Origin of the sequence: Rudanella paleaurantiibacter (genome assembly GCF_009184635.1) — a bacterium.
Taxonomy (GTDB): Bacteria; Bacteroidota; Bacteroidia; order Cytophagales; family Spirosomataceae; genus Rudanella; species Rudanella paleaurantiibacter.
This window is the reverse complement of the sequence record NZ_WELI01000009.1, coordinates 143556-157503: the sequence shown is the minus strand read 5'-3', so window position 1 is coordinate 157503 and position 13948 is coordinate 143556. Positions and strand designations below refer to the sequence as shown.

Genomic DNA, 13948 nt, shown 5'->3' with positions numbered 1-13948 from the left:
CCTGTTCGCGCTATGGCAAATTTTCTGATTGATGCAGCCAAACAAATGACCTACGACGCCATTGTAATTGGCTCAGGGATTAGTGGGGGTTGGGCCGCTAAAGAGTTGTGCGAGAAAGGGCTCAAGACGCTGGTGCTGGAGCGCGGCCGCGATGTGAAGCATGTGACCGATTACCCCACCGCCAACCTGAACCCGTGGGAGTTTCCGCACCGGGGGCAGGTGCCGTTGGCCGTACGGGAGCAGTACGGAGACATCCGCTCATTCATGCGCGAAGAAACCCTGCATTGGGCCATAAAACCCGACGAGCAGCCGTTTGTGCAGGAGCAACCCTTCACCTGGACTCGGGGCTACCACGTAGGTGGTAAGTCGTTGCTGTGGGCGCGGCAAACCCAGCGGTGGAGCGAATTTGATTTTGAAGGCCCCGCCCGCGATGGTTTTGCGGTCGATTGGCCCATTCGGTACCGTGATTTGGCCCCCTGGTACAGCCATGTGGAGAAATTTGCGGGTATCTCGGGAAACAAAGACGGCCTGCCGCATCTGCCCGATGGCGAGTTTCTGCCGCCCATCCAGCTCAATTGCGTAGAGTCGCATCTGCAACAAACCATTGCCAAACACTACACCGACCGGCAATTGATTCAGGGGCGTTGCGCGCACATTACCCAGCCGAAGCCGGTGCATACGGCGCAGGGACGGGCGCAGTGCCAGCACCGGGCGTTGTGCGTACGCGGGTGCCCGTTTGGTGGGTATTTCAGTAGTAATGCCAGCACCTTGCCCTGGGCCGAGCGCACCGGCAACATGACCTTGCGCCCGCATTCGGTGGTACATTCAATTATTTACGACGACCAGAAAGGCCGCGCTACCGGGGTGCGGGTAGTAGATGCCAACAGCTTGCAGATGATGGAGTTTTACGCCCGCATCATTTTCGTGAATGGCTCGGCCCTGAACAGTAATCTGATTCTGCTCAACTCCACTTCAAACCGGTTTCCAAATGGACTCGGTAACGATAGCGGACTGTTGGGTAAATACATTGCCTGGCACAACTATCGAGGCAAAATTTCGGCCGAGTACGACGGTTTCCCGGACCAGACAACGGATGGCCGTAATCCGAGTAACGGCTACATTCCGCGTTTTCGGAACCTGCACCGGCAAGAGACGACCGGGCTGGCGTCCCAGTTTTTGCGGGGCTACGCTACGGGTGTGGGGGGCGGACGGGGGCTACAAACCAACCGCGATGGTGTGGGGCTGGCGCTCAAAGAAAATCTGCTGCACCCCAAACTGGGGCCGTGGCACATTAGCGGCTGGATGCAGGGCGAGACCATTCCGCTCGAAAAAAATCACGTGCGGCTCGACCCTAACCGAAACGATAAGTACGGTATTCCCTTGCTGGTAACCTCGGCGGGCTGGTCGGAGAATGACGACCGAATGGTGAATGATTTTATGGAACAAATGACGGAGATGTTTACGCTTGCCGGCTTTACCAATGTGAAAGCCGTGGATACCCATTCAAACCCTGGCTCCGACATTCACGAGATGGGTGGTGTACGCATGGGCAAAGACGCCAAAACGTCGTTGCTCAACCAATGGAATGCCTTACACCATTGCAAAAATGTGTTTGTGACCGATGGGGCCTGTATGACATCTACTTCGACCCAAAACCCGTCGCTGACGTATATGGCCCTCACGGCACGGGCGGCTAACTTTGCGGTCGCCCAAATGAAAAAGAAAAACCTTTAACTGACACGTATGCATTTCTCAATCACGCGCCGACTGTTTGCGGCCGCTCTTTTGTCGCTCAGTCTGTCGGCCCCCAGCCTCGTATCGGCTCAGTCGGGCAAGCCGGTGTACACCTTCCCGTTGGGTGTTCAAACCTACACCTATCGCAACATGATGCCCAAAGATGTGGTGGGCACCCTTGATTTGATTAAGTCGCTCGGTATTACCGAGATCGAAGGGGGCGTTCCGAAAGGTATGAGCACCGAGGAGTTTCTGAAGTTGCTCAACGAGCGGGGTATCAAAGTAACATCGACCGGGGCGGGTTACGAACAAATTGTAAAAGACCCGGAAGCCGTGGCCCGTCAGGCGAAGGCGTTGGGTGCCAAATTTGTGATGGTGGCCTGGATACCCCATCAGAAGAGTAATTTCTCCCTCGAAAATGCCAAACAGGCCGTTGCCGATTTCAACCGGGTGGGCAAAGTGCTTAAAGACAATGGTATTACCTTCTGCTACCACAATCACGGCTATGAATTTCAGCCTTACGAAGACGGTACGTTGTTCGACTACATGGTGAAGAACACCGACCCTAAATATGTCTCGTTTGAGATGGATATTCTGTGGGCGCAGCATGGCGGGGCCGACCCCGTGGCTCTGCTCAAAAAGTACGGTAGCCGCTGGAAACTGATGCACCTGAAAGACCTCAAAAAAGGCATTAAGGGCGATCTGAGCGGGGGAACCCCACCCGAAAACGATGTGGTGCTGGGTGATGGACAGATTGATATGCCCGCCGTGCTCGAAACGGCCAAAAAGGTAGGTATCAAGCATTACTACATCGAAGACGAGAGCAACCACGAAGATGTGCAGGTGCCCAAAAGCATTGCTTATCTTAAAAACCTGCGGAAGTAGGCGGGTGCTTTCAGATAAACGCGCTGCTGGGTTAGACATGAGCGATGACATCTCCTTTGGGAACGATGTCATCGCTTTTTCGTAGAGTGCAGTTGGCTCGTAGCGCTACCACCCCCCTGCCCCCTCCTTAGTTCAAGGAGGGGGGCAGGGGTGGTCCGTCTTGATTTAAGTAATGGGGGGACTGAAAATTTTAGTGGCTCAGAAAAGGCTTTTTTGGGGGCAGGAGTGGGGGCATTGAGGAGATGGAGAATTCCAAAGAATCCACTCAGAAAGTTGACGTTGACGATCCCCCTCCTTAGTTCAAGGAGGGGGCAAGGGGGTGGTCAGCCGCTGCCGGTTGTGTCAACCATCGACTCTTAAAATAAAGTATGTAAGGATCAATGAATTAGTTTATTAATTGTCTGGTCGTCAATTGGATAGGTGTATTTTTAAGCGAACTATGACTGCCGTTTGAGTGTTTTGTTTGTACACGACTCAACGAACATTCATGCCTTATTTTAATCCTTCTCTGGTGCTTTATACGGCCGATTCGCTCAACGAGCGGGGAGAAGCTGTTATTCAACAATTCCCGCAGGCCGAGCTCATGCAGGTGGCCCAGCATAACCGACTGCCCGAGTTAGGAATGAGCCATTTTAAGGTTAAGTCTGATGTGCTGGTGCTGGGTAAGCTGAAGAATCAGGAGATTAAGTGGAGCGGTCGCAGTTCAGATTACATTGCGCCGAGCCTTGCCAATGGGTGCTTTGGGGGATGTACGTACTGCTATGTCGACAGGCACAAGAAGGTAAACCCTATCACGTTGTTCACCAACGTGGAAGAAATCCTGACTTCGGTGGATGCGCATGTACAGGCTTTACCCTGGCCTAAACCTGCCAACCAGACCGACCCAACCTACTGGACGTACGATATTGGTTGTAACTCCGATATTTCGGTGGACTACAGCCTGTCGGATGGCGTGCAGCAGGCGCTCGCTTTTTACCGCGATCATCCCCGCGCCAAAGCAACCTTTGCCACCAAGTTTGTCAACCCGGATATGCTCCATTTCGACCCCAGGCGTAAGGTTCGGATTCGGTTTAGCCTGATGCCGGCGCACGTAAGTAAGCTGGTTGACGTACGCACCGATAGCATCGAAAAGCGTATAGCGGCTATCAACGATTTTTACGAGGCCGGCTACGAGGTACACGTCAATTTTTCGCCGGTCATTGTGTACGGGGGCAAAACCTGGCGCGACGACTACCGCGAGTTGTTCCGGCAGCTCGATGCGGCCGTGCGCCCCGAGGTGAAAGAACAGATGCAAGCTGAGGTCATTTTTCTCACCCATAACCAGTGGCAGCATCAGGCCAATCTGGCCATTAACCCAAAAGCCGAAGAGTTACTTTGGGTACCCGAGTTGCAGGAGAGCAAAGTGAGTCAGTACGGGGGCTGGAACATTCGGTACGCACATCAGCTGAAAGCCAAAATGGTGGCCGTGTTTGAGCGACTCATGCACGAAGAAATTCCGTGGTGCGGTATTCGGTATATATTTTAGAATCGGAAAGGGGCTAACAAACGGGTATGTATTCCGGTTTGTTAGCCCCTTTTTCCACGGCCAAAGCCTAATCGACACTGTTGGCGTTTTTCTTATTGTCGGTGCGGTCCTGCGGCTCAATTTTCTCCGTTGTTTTCTTCGTTGAGCGGGGTTTAGCGCCGTCTTTTCCCGCTTGTCCTTTCTCTTTCTGGTTGATGTGGCTGTTGCCACCGCCCGTTTGCGGGCTTAGATACCTGGGTGAAAACTGCATGTCTGTAGCGGTTTAGAGGAACGATTAACTGCTGTGTCCACCTTTGCTGCCGCCGGTAGCTTTGCCCGCGCTGCTGTTGCTGCTCTTGGAGTGCTTCGAACTCTTCTGCGCTGTTGATTGCCGGCCGGTGCCGGTGCTACCATGTTGCGTGCTGTTGCCGGTACCCCCGGCTTTCTGCTCTTTGTATTCTTCTTCGACCTTGTCCAATGTGCTCTTTGCCATGACGTTGAGATTTTAGGGTGAAAACCTAATCACTCAACCCGCACTGTATTAATTCTGTTTTTTCGATAGACTTAAATCTATGCAAATGGCCCGATGGTCGGAGCCGGGTAGGGTCAACGTGCGGAAGTGATTGGTTCGGAAACCACCGTTGACAAACGCATGGTCAATCGGGATGAACATCAGCGGAAGGTACCGCGGCCAGGTGGGTGTCCAGCCGTAGCCATCCCGGCAGGCTTTCAAAGGGCCCAAAACACCGGCTCGGTCGGCGAAAAAGCGGGCATATATAGGTGATAATGGGCTGATATTGAAGTCGCCGATCAGGAGGGACGGGTTTGTTGCGTTAGCGAGCTGATCGGCTACGAATTGTAGTTGACTATTGCGGTGAGCAAACCAGCCGGGCAGGAGCGGGGTACGCGGGTGCACTGTACTGAGCGAGACTACCCGCCCGCGCACGGTACTCGTGAGGGCAATAACCCGGTGCTGTCGGCGGGCTGATGAATCGGTCTGAAAGGGGGTACGGCTCCCGACGAGAATATAACACGGCCCTTTGGCCCACACGCTGTCCTGATACGGGTAGTCGCGCCGGAGTTCGGCTACGGCCCGCACGCCGGCAGGTGTCATCTCGTGCAGAACAAAAAAATCGGGTCGTAATCGCCGAATGGTGTCAATAATAGGTTGGTAATCGCTACGGGTGTAGAGGACGTTGGCGTGGAAAACCCGCAGATCAGTTTGCCCGGTGCGGGGCGCGTTGAGCCTGAACAGGGTGGCGCTCCAATAGGCGTTGAGCAGGAGAGCCACCCCGGCCCAGAAAGCCATGTGTGGGCGGCCCCGGCCGATCCAGAAGGCCAGCAAGAGCCCTGCCAGCCCGGCGTATTGGACCGAAAAGTGGCTGAATAGTTCGAACAGAAAGAACGAACTCCCAAATACACGGCCCAGCACCGGCGCCAGCACCAGAAAAAGGGTGAAAAGGGGCAGAAGTCGGGTACGAAGCAAACGCAACATCGACCGTTTACACTAAGCCAAACAGATCGGTGACACCGAGCATGCGCTGACTAATAAAGCCCTCGCCGTATTTGGCGCCAATCATATGGCCGTATTCTTCGGCCCGCGCCCGCAGAAAATCCATAAAATCGGCGCTCGAAATATAGCTCGCGGGTTCCTGACTGTTGGGGTCGTAGAACTGACTCCGGTAGGCTTTGATCGACGCTAGTTTGCCCTCCCAATGGTCCGAGATATCAACTACAAACGAGGGCTTGAGCGACCGGTCCTGAATAAAATGGTAGACGTATTTGGGTCGCCATGCCTCCTGTGGTTGACCATCGCGAGTGGTTTGAATCATGCGCAAACCGGCATAAAAGCAGGCTTCAACAACCAGTTGGGCCGCCCGGCCGTGGTCCGGGTGCCGGTCGTCGATAGTGTTGGTAATGACAATCTCGGGCCGGTAATGCCGAATGGCTGGAATGAGGGCCATCTGGTGTTCTTCGTCATTGCGGAAGAAGCCATCCCGGAATCCCATGTTCTCGCGGGCTACCAGACCCAGAATTTTGGTGGCTGCGTCGGCCTCCGCCAGACGTATTTCGGGGGTGCCGCGGGTGCCGAGTTCGCCCCGGGTGAGGTCGACAGCCGCTACGGTTTTACCTTGGGCAATGAGGGAGAGTATGGTGCCCCCGGCACTCATTTCAGTATCGTCGGGATGGGCTGCAATGCACAGAACGTCAACTTTCATGCTACGAAGGTAAAAAGGATTGTTGCAGCCCTGACGCCCGTTGGTGCGATTTTGTTTCGATTCCGCTATTTTCGCCACCAATCGCCGGTCACTGTCGGCCCAATCCGACCACTCTGAACAACAAACTCTTTCTATGTATAAATCCCTGGCCCTCCAAACCGCTTGCCAAACCGTAAACGCCTGTACCTCCCGCGAGCAAAGCGAGGAGCAAATGCTACAATCTATCGACCGGGTCGAACGGCAGATCGAAGCGTCCATCAGCCGAATTGGCCGTGATACCATGCTGGTTGTGGCACCCGAACTTTTTCTGTCGGGGCCTCCTCTCGGCGAAACGTTGGTTGAATGGCGCGACAAAGCGGCTTTGGAAATCGATGGGCGGATTTACGAAGCCTTGGGGGCCATGGTGCAGCGGCTACAAATCTACTTTTCGGGTAATGCCTATGAGCAGGACCCGCATTTCCCGGACCTTTACTTCCAGACTAGTTTTATTATCGGGCCCAACGGCAACGTTCTGTTGCGATACCGACGGTTAAACGCACTCAACATCCCTACCCCGCACGATGTGTGGGCGTACTATCTGGAAGCTTATGGGTACGACTCTATTTTTCCGGTTGCCAAAACCAATATTGGAAACCTGGCCTGCATGGCGTCCGACGAGATTCTGTTTCCGGAGGTGGCCCGTTGTTTGGCTATGCGCGGGGCCGAAATTCTCCTGCACTCAGCCTCGGAGGTAGGTAGCCCGCTGCTTACGCCCGGCCGGGTGGCTCCATTGGCCCGTGCCGCCGAAAATATGGCTTATGTGGTTTCGGCCAACACGGCTGGGGTAAGCGGAGGAGCTTTGCCCGCCAACTCGGCCGATGGGGGCTCAAAAGTGATTGATTACAAAGGGCTGGTACTGGCCGAGGCCGGCTTTGGTGAGAGTATGGCCGCCCATGCCGACATTGACCTCAACGCCTTGCGGGCGCACCGCCAGCGTCCGGGCGCAGCCAATGTGTTGGCTCGCCAACGGTTCGAGCTGTACGCTGAAAGCTACACGGGCCATTCGTTTTCTCCACCCAATACCCTGTTGGCTGAACCCGTCGACCGGACACATTTTGCCAAAACGCAGCAGGCGGTTATCGACAAACTAAAGAAAGAGATATTTTGAGAAACAATCGAAAGCCGAGCGGACGGACAGTTGGGGTGATCCCTGCCTTTATTTGGTGCCTTTGTTTTTGGGGAACCGGTCTGAACCTGATGGCTCAGCCCCTTGTACCCCGCGACTCCGTTTACCAACTACAGACCGGCCGCGAAATTCGGCTGCTTGCCCTCGGGTTAGCGGCCAACGGTGCTGCCCTGCTGATTGGACAGGGGCAGTCGGGCCTGACCGAAGCACAAATCGCGCAGCTTGATCCGCAGTCGATCAACGCATTTGACCGGGGTGCCACCCGTAATTGGTCGCCGAAGGCGGCCCGCCTGAGCGATTTGACCCTGCTCGGAACGGTGGGCGTGGTGGGCCTGACGGGCTTACCTACCCTGCGCCAGAAAAAATGGTTTACGGTGCCTCTTTTATACGCCCAAACGATGTTGCTTACGCTCGGCACCGTTGATATAGTGAAAGAGGTGGCCCTGCGCAACCGGCCGTTTGTGTACCACGCAGCGGCTCCCCTGAGCGAAAAAATGGACCGCGATGCCCGGCGGGCCTTTTTCTCTGGCCACGCGTCTGTATCGTTTGCCTCGGCCGTATTTGCGTCTACGGTGTTTGGGCATTATTTCCCGGTCTCGAAACTTAAACCGGTGGTTTGGGTGGGCTCATTGGGGCTGGCTACCACCACGGCCCTGCTCCGCTACGAAGCCGGTAAACACTTTCCGACCGACTTGCTGGTAGGAGCGGCTGTTGGCTCGGCTGCAGGTTGGCTGGTGCCCCGGCTGCATCGGCCCCGTGCGGGTAGTAAGGCGTATTCGATGCGTGTGACGCCCTGGACCAATGGTGTAGCCAATGGCGTGTATGTGCAGGTTGCCCTGCCCTGATTACGCGCCCGGTTGCGCATTTATGAGACCGGGCGGATATATTTGCGGGACTGAGATTACGTAGCCCGGTGGTTGGGCTTACTTTACGAACACGCTCCAAACTCAGCATAAGGAGCTTAAGCCCCCCGACATAGCGCGGGGAACACACACGAAATGACCAAGATTACCGATCACATCCGTAACGCCAACGGAAAGCCAATCTTCTCCATTGAAGTTATTCCGCCGATCAAGGGCGACAATCTCAAAAACCTGCTCGATAATATCGAGCCGCTGATGGAGTTCAAGCCGCCGTTTATCGACGTGACGTATCACCGCGAAGAGTACATTGAGCGGCCCATGCCCGACGGTTCGATCAAGAAAATCGTAACGCGTAAGCGGCCCGGTACGGTGGGCATCTGCTCGGCTATTATGCACCGGTTTGGGGTAGACCCGGTACCGCATGTGCTCTGCGGAGGATTCACCCGCGAAGAGACGGAGGATTTTCTGATCGACCTGCACTACCTCGGCATCGATAATGTGCTCGTGCTCCGGGGCGACCCGGCTAAGCCCTTTAACACCTTTAAGCCCAAAGACAACGGCTATTCCTACGCCAGCGAGCTGGTCGAACAGGTGGTGAACATGAATGGGGGCATTTATCTACACGAAGAAGATACCGCCCTGGCCCCCAGTAATTTCTGCGTGGGTGTAGCGGCCTATCCCGAAAAGCATTTTGAGGCAATGGACCCGGATACCGACTTCGATTTTCTCAAAAAGAAAGTTGAGAAAGGGGCCGACTACATTGTGACCCAGATGTTTTTCGACAATCAGAAGTACTTCGATTTTGTAGCGCGGTGCCGTGCACATGGTATCACTATTCCTATTATTCCGGGCCTGAAACCGTTGAGCACTCGTCGGCAACTGCAGATTCTGCCCAAGCTGTTTCATCTTGAAATGCCGCAGGAGTTGGTTAAAGCCGTAGAAGCCTGCGAAAACGATGCACAAGCCCGTGAGGTAGGGATAGAGTGGGGCATTGCGCAATCGCGCGAGCTGATGGCGGCTGGCGTACCTGTTTTACATTACTATACGATGGGTAAGGCCGACAACGTGGCCCGCATTGCCCGCGAAGTGTTCTGATTAGACAACGGGTTTTTGATGGACTGGCCGGTTAGATGCGGGGTTCCGCTGCCTTATCGGGTAGGTTAACCGAATCGTAAACCATAACCCCGAAACGATAAAACCTCTTATGCGTCTACTTCTTTCGTTTTTCATGCTCCTCTCGTGGGCAACCGTTTTCGCACAAAGTGCCGACGAGAAAGCTGTTCTGGCGGCCGAAAAAGCGCGGTTCGATGCGCAAGTGGCCAAAGATTACGATGCGTTGGGCAAATTGCTCACCGACGATCTGGTGTACACGCACTCGAACGGTAATGTCGACGGCAAGGAATCGTTTATTCAGTCGATCAAAGACGGCAAATCGTCGTACAATACAATTGACGTAAAAGAGCAGAAAGTGCGGGTGTATGGCAATACCGCCATTATCAACGGTCGTTGCGATATCAAGATGAACGCGCCCGATGGTAAACTCACTGATCTTCGCCTACGCTACACCGATGTGTACGTGAAGCGAAACGGACGTTGGCAAATGGCTACCTGGCAGTCGCTACGGTTGGCGCAGTAAACCGCCCAAACGCAAACGAGGGTGAAGTAGTCAGAATCCATTCTGACTACTTCACCCTCGTTTATTTAGTTTTATTGGCTACACCCCACTCGTGCCGCCCAGGGTGGCATCGCGGTTGGGGTTATACCGGGGTGTCGACGAATCGTCATCGTCCATCGATGAGCCGCTGCTGTAGCCGCCGGTTGATGACGATCCCGAACCCATACCCGAGCCACTCCCGTATTGTGAGCCCGACGACATGCCCGATCCGGTTGAGCCACTGCGGTAATCCGAATCTGACGACATACCTGAGCCCGATGACATGCCCGATCCACTACCTGTGTAGCCGTAGCCCATTGTGCCCGAACTCGACATGCCTGAGCCCATCGAAGCCTCGTTGGTTACGCTGTCCCGATCCCGGTAGCGGTCATAGCTGTCGTTGTCCATATCGTCGCTTTCACCGGCGGCCCGTTGGTTAATAAACGATTCGGCCAGTTGGGTCAATTTTTTGTCGGTATTTTTCTCTTCGTCCAGTGTTTGCTGGAGCAATTGAGCGGCTTCATGGTAGCCCAGTACCTTGGCCAGTGTTACGGCCGAGCCATACGACGCAATCTCGTGATGCTCTACTTTTTGGGCTGCCATAATCAGACCGGCGTCCCGCGTCAGCGAACCCGATTCGGTGTTTGAAACCACCCGCCGACCATCATCGGCTAAACCGTCAATGGCGTCGCAAGTTCCTTCTGTAGCCGAAACACCGAGACTATCGAATACACGTTCCAGTCGAGTCCGCTGGTTACGTGATTCTTCCTGGTGTTGCAGAAACGCATTCCGAACTTCATCGGTTGTAGCGGCATCGGCCTGTTCGGCCAGCGCATCGATGGCTTGTCCCTCTGCGTAATAAATGTCTTTAAGTTCGGTGATAAAAAGGCTTTTCAATCCCTCACCCGTGTCTGCGTCGTTTCCACTAAAGAAATTCGACACACGATCCATCAGCGATGCCATAATCAAATAGTTTAAGGTTGTGTTGAACTGCCTAATCCCCTGTCAATGATTATGCCACTACTGATTATCTGATAGTTAGGTCTGCGGAAAGGGATAAATGTGGGGTATTAAATCTACAAATAGTGTAGAGTAATACGCTTTAGTTGAAAATGCCAGATCGAACGGTTTAGCCTAATATTTTGTTAATTTATTACAATCTGGTTCGTATCGTAGAGAGTGGGCATGTTGCGGTGTGTTGCAACATTCACTCGTTTTGCGTCTATATTTGGCGGAATGCGGTAGCGAACTGTGGGGATGCATCAACCTGAAAGACCATTTATGTCAAAGAACTTAGTCATTGTGGAGTCGCCTGCCAAGGCGAAAACCATTGAAGGCTACTTAGGTAAAGATTTTACGGTTCGGTCGAGCTACGGCCACGTTCGCGACCTGCCCAAAGATGGCTTGGCCGTTGATGTGAGCAACGGCTTTAAACCGGCGTACGAAGTTTCGCCGGACAAGCGCCAATTGGTCAACGAACTGAAGAAAATGGCCAAGGAAGCTCAGGAGGTCTGGCTCGCAACCGACGACGACCGGGAGGGGGAGGCTATTTCGTGGCACTTGAAAGAGGCTTTGGGCCTACGTGAGAACACCAAACGGATTGTCTTTCGGGAGATTACCAAAAACGCTATCCTGAACGCTATTGGACAGCCTCGGTCTATTGACCTGAATCTGGTCAATGCCCAGCAGGCTCGCCGGGTGCTTGACCGGTTGGTGGGTTATGAGCTTTCGCCCGTTCTCTGGCGTAAGATCAAAGGCGGCAGCACCGGCTTATCGGCCGGTCGGGTGCAGTCGGTGGCGTTGCGGTTAGTGGTCGACCGCGAGCGCGAGATAGACGCGCACCAGTCCAAATCAAGCTTTAAAGTAACGGCTCAGTTTGTGGTTGAGGGCGGTAAAATTCTGAATGCCGAACTGCCCAAGAACTTTGCGACCGTTGAGGAGGCCCGGGGCTTTTTGCAGCTCTGTGTGGGTGCCGAGTTTACGATTAAAAACCTGGAGACGAAGCCCGCAAAGAAATCGCCGGCTCCGCCCTTTACCACGTCGACGTTGCAGCAGGAAGCCTCGCGCAAGATGAGCTACGCCGTCGACCGGACCATGAAACTGGCCCAAAGCCTGTACGAAGCCGGTAAAATCTCGTACATGCGTACCGACTCGACCAACCTCTCGCAGGAGGCCATCGGGAAAGCCAAAGCTGAAATAGAAACCGAGTTTGGCCCTAACTATGTCCAGACTCGCCAGTATAAAACCAAAAACGAGTCGGCACAGGAGGCCCACGAAGCCATCCGGCCGACTAATTTCAATGACCGCGACGCGGGTTCTAACCGCGACGAAAAGCGGTTGTATGAACTAATCTGGAAGCGGGCCATTGCCTCACAAATGGCCGATGCCCAGCTCGAACGCACCACAGCCACCATTTCGATTCGGTTCGGCAACGGTACGACCCAAACCGTGCAGGCTTCGTCGCTCGACGATAGCCCGTTTGCTATGCCTGTCGCGGCTCCGTCGGCGCCCGGTTCGTACCCAAATGAGCTGGTAGCGCAGGGTGAAGTAATTAAGTTTGACGGCTTTTTGCGGGTTTACCTCGAATCGAAAGATGATGAGGATGAAGAAAGCAAAGGGATGTTGCCTCCGCTTCGGATCGGGCAGACGCTCGATCTGGGGCAGATGAAAGCGACCGAGAAGTTCTCGCGCCCGCAGCCCCGCTACGCTGAAGCCAGCCTGGTGAAAAAACTGGAAGAAATGGGTATTGGGCGACCATCTACGTATGCCCCTACCATTTCGACAATTATTAACCGGGGGTACGTAGTGAAATCGGACCGGGCAGGGCAGGAACGCGCCTTCCGTGAGCTTTTGCTGACCCAGAACCAAGTGAGCGAAAAAGCCGGTAAGGAGATGTTCGGTTCCGAAAAGGCGAAACTCTTCCCGACGAATACCGGCATGGTAGTCAACGATTTTCTGGTGGAGTATTTCCCCGACATCGTTGATTTCAAGTTTACCGCGAACGTCGAAAAAGATTTTGACGAAATCGCCAACGGTCGGCGCGACTGGCAGCAGATGCTCGAAGGGTTCTACAACCCGTTCCATCGGAACGTGGAAGAGGTACAAGGCTCCGACGGCGTGTCGTTCAAAACAGGCGCCCGCGAGTTGGGCCTCCATCCGGCTTCGGGCAAGAAAGTATCGGCCCGGCTGGGTCGGTACGGGGCTTATGTGCAAATCGGCGAGTCGACTGACGAAGAAAAGCCTCAGTACGCCAACCTGCGCTCCGATCAGCTTATTGAAACGATCTCGTTGCAGGAGGCCCTCGACCTGTTTGCCCTGCCCCGCGAGGTCGGTTTCTTTGAAGACAAGCCGATGGTGATTGGTATCGGTAAGTTTGGCCCCTATGTACGGCACGACGATAAGTACGTATCGCTGACGAAAGAAGACGACCCGTACTCGATGGGTGCCGAGCGGGCTATCGAGCTGATTCAGCAGAAGCGGGCCGAATCGGTAAGCGACACGCTGGGCGAGTTTGAAGGCAAGCCCGTAACCACGGGTAAAGGTCGTTTTGGCCCGTACGTGAAATTCGAAGATAAATACATCTCGTTGCCTAAAGGCGAACAACTGGGTGGGATTACGCTCGACCGGGCTATTGAGTTGATTCAACAGAAGCGGCAGGCTGAAGCGAATAAGTACATCAAGGAGTTCCCGGAGAACCCGAACGTAAAAGTGGTCAACGGGATGTACGGACCCTATCTGGCGGTTGGAAAGCGCAACGTCCGGATTCCGAAAGAAACCGACCCGGCCACGCTCACGCTCGAACAGTGTCTGGCACTGGCGGGCGAACCGGCCGAAGGGGCCGAGAAAAAAGCGCCTGCTAAAAAGACGGCTACGGCAAAGAAAGCCGCTCCCGCCAAAAAGGCTCCGGCGAAGAAAAAGTAAAGA

At 54.4% G+C, this 13948-nt stretch carries 13 protein-coding genes; 8 read left to right on the top strand and 5 right to left on the bottom strand.

What is annotated here, in order from left to right:
* Positions 1-12 precede the first annotated feature (12 nt).
* From F5984_RS19680 to F5984_RS19670, 3 genes are all read left to right on the top strand, one after another.
* Positions 13-1734, top strand: a complete 1722-nt coding sequence (locus F5984_RS19680; protein ID WP_152125927.1) for a GMC oxidoreductase — start codon at positions 13-15, stop codon at positions 1732-1734.
* A 9-nt stretch (positions 1735-1743) separates the two neighbouring features.
* Positions 1744-2619: a sugar phosphate isomerase/epimerase family protein gene (locus F5984_RS19675; RefSeq protein ID WP_152125926.1), complete on the top strand. Its 876-nt coding sequence runs from the start codon at positions 1744-1746 to the stop codon at positions 2617-2619.
* A gap of 487 nt (positions 2620-3106) precedes the next feature.
* Positions 3107-4144 (top strand): spore photoproduct lyase family protein, encoded by a 1038-nt coding sequence (locus F5984_RS19670; protein ID WP_152125925.1) that lies wholly within the window; start codon positions 3107-3109, stop codon positions 4142-4144.
* Between the two features lie 67 nt (positions 4145-4211).
* Here F5984_RS19670 and F5984_RS19665 read toward each other — a convergent pair whose 3' ends face one another.
* The 4 genes from F5984_RS19665 to bshB1 are packed head-to-tail and all read right to left on the bottom strand — an operon-like array spanning position 4212 to position 6342.
* Positions 4212-4394, bottom strand: coding sequence for a hypothetical protein (locus tag F5984_RS19665; RefSeq protein WP_152125924.1), 183 nt, complete (start codon positions 4392-4394; stop codon positions 4212-4214).
* A 24-nt stretch (positions 4395-4418) separates the two neighbouring features.
* Positions 4419-4616: a hypothetical protein gene (locus tag F5984_RS19660; RefSeq protein WP_152125923.1), complete on the bottom strand. Its 198-nt coding sequence runs from the start codon at positions 4614-4616 to the stop codon at positions 4419-4421.
* A gap of 48 nt (positions 4617-4664) precedes the next feature.
* Complete coding sequence (locus F5984_RS19655; RefSeq protein WP_152125922.1) at positions 4665-5609, bottom strand: endonuclease/exonuclease/phosphatase family protein; 945 nt, start codon at positions 5607-5609, stop codon at positions 4665-4667.
* Between the two features lie 16 nt (positions 5610-5625).
* Complete coding sequence (bshB1, locus tag F5984_RS19650) at positions 5626-6342, bottom strand: bacillithiol biosynthesis deacetylase BshB1 (RefSeq protein WP_152125921.1); 717 nt, start codon at positions 6340-6342, stop codon at positions 5626-5628.
* A gap of 133 nt (positions 6343-6475) precedes the next feature.
* On the opposite strand from bshB1, the gene F5984_RS19645 reads away from it, so the two are divergent.
* The 4 genes from F5984_RS19645 to F5984_RS19630 all read left to right on the top strand — a co-directional run bounded on the left by F5984_RS19645 (position 6476) and on the right by F5984_RS19630 (position 10006).
* Positions 6476-7489 (top strand): nitrilase-related carbon-nitrogen hydrolase, encoded by a 1014-nt coding sequence (locus F5984_RS19645; protein WP_152125920.1) that lies wholly within the window; start codon positions 6476-6478, stop codon positions 7487-7489.
* 89 nt (positions 7490-7578) lie between these two features.
* A complete protein-coding gene (locus tag F5984_RS19640; RefSeq protein ID WP_246169175.1) occupies positions 7579-8352 on the top strand; it encodes a phosphatase PAP2 family protein in 774 nt (257 codons plus the stop codon).
* 153 nt (positions 8353-8505) lie between these two features.
* Positions 8506-9465 (top strand): methylenetetrahydrofolate reductase [NAD(P)H], encoded by a 960-nt coding sequence (gene metF / locus F5984_RS19635; RefSeq protein WP_152125919.1) that lies wholly within the window; start codon positions 8506-8508, stop codon positions 9463-9465.
* A gap of 109 nt (positions 9466-9574) precedes the next feature.
* Positions 9575-10006, top strand: coding sequence for a nuclear transport factor 2 family protein (locus F5984_RS19630; protein WP_246169173.1), 432 nt, complete (start codon positions 9575-9577; stop codon positions 10004-10006).
* Positions 10007-10084: 78 nt separating this feature from the next.
* Here F5984_RS19630 and F5984_RS19625 read toward each other — a convergent pair whose 3' ends face one another.
* Positions 10085-10987 carry a YciE/YciF ferroxidase family protein gene (locus tag F5984_RS19625; RefSeq protein WP_152125918.1) on the bottom strand — a complete coding sequence of 301 codons (903 nt, stop codon included), beginning with the start codon at positions 10985-10987 and terminating at the stop codon, positions 10085-10087.
* 318 nt (positions 10988-11305) lie between these two features.
* Here F5984_RS19625 and topA point away from each other — a divergent pair, with 318 nt between their 5' ends.
* Entirely contained in the window at positions 11306-13945 is a 2640-nt protein-coding gene (topA, locus tag F5984_RS19620) for a type I DNA topoisomerase (RefSeq protein WP_152125917.1), read from the top strand.
* The last annotated feature ends 3 nt before the right edge of the window (positions 13946-13948 follow it).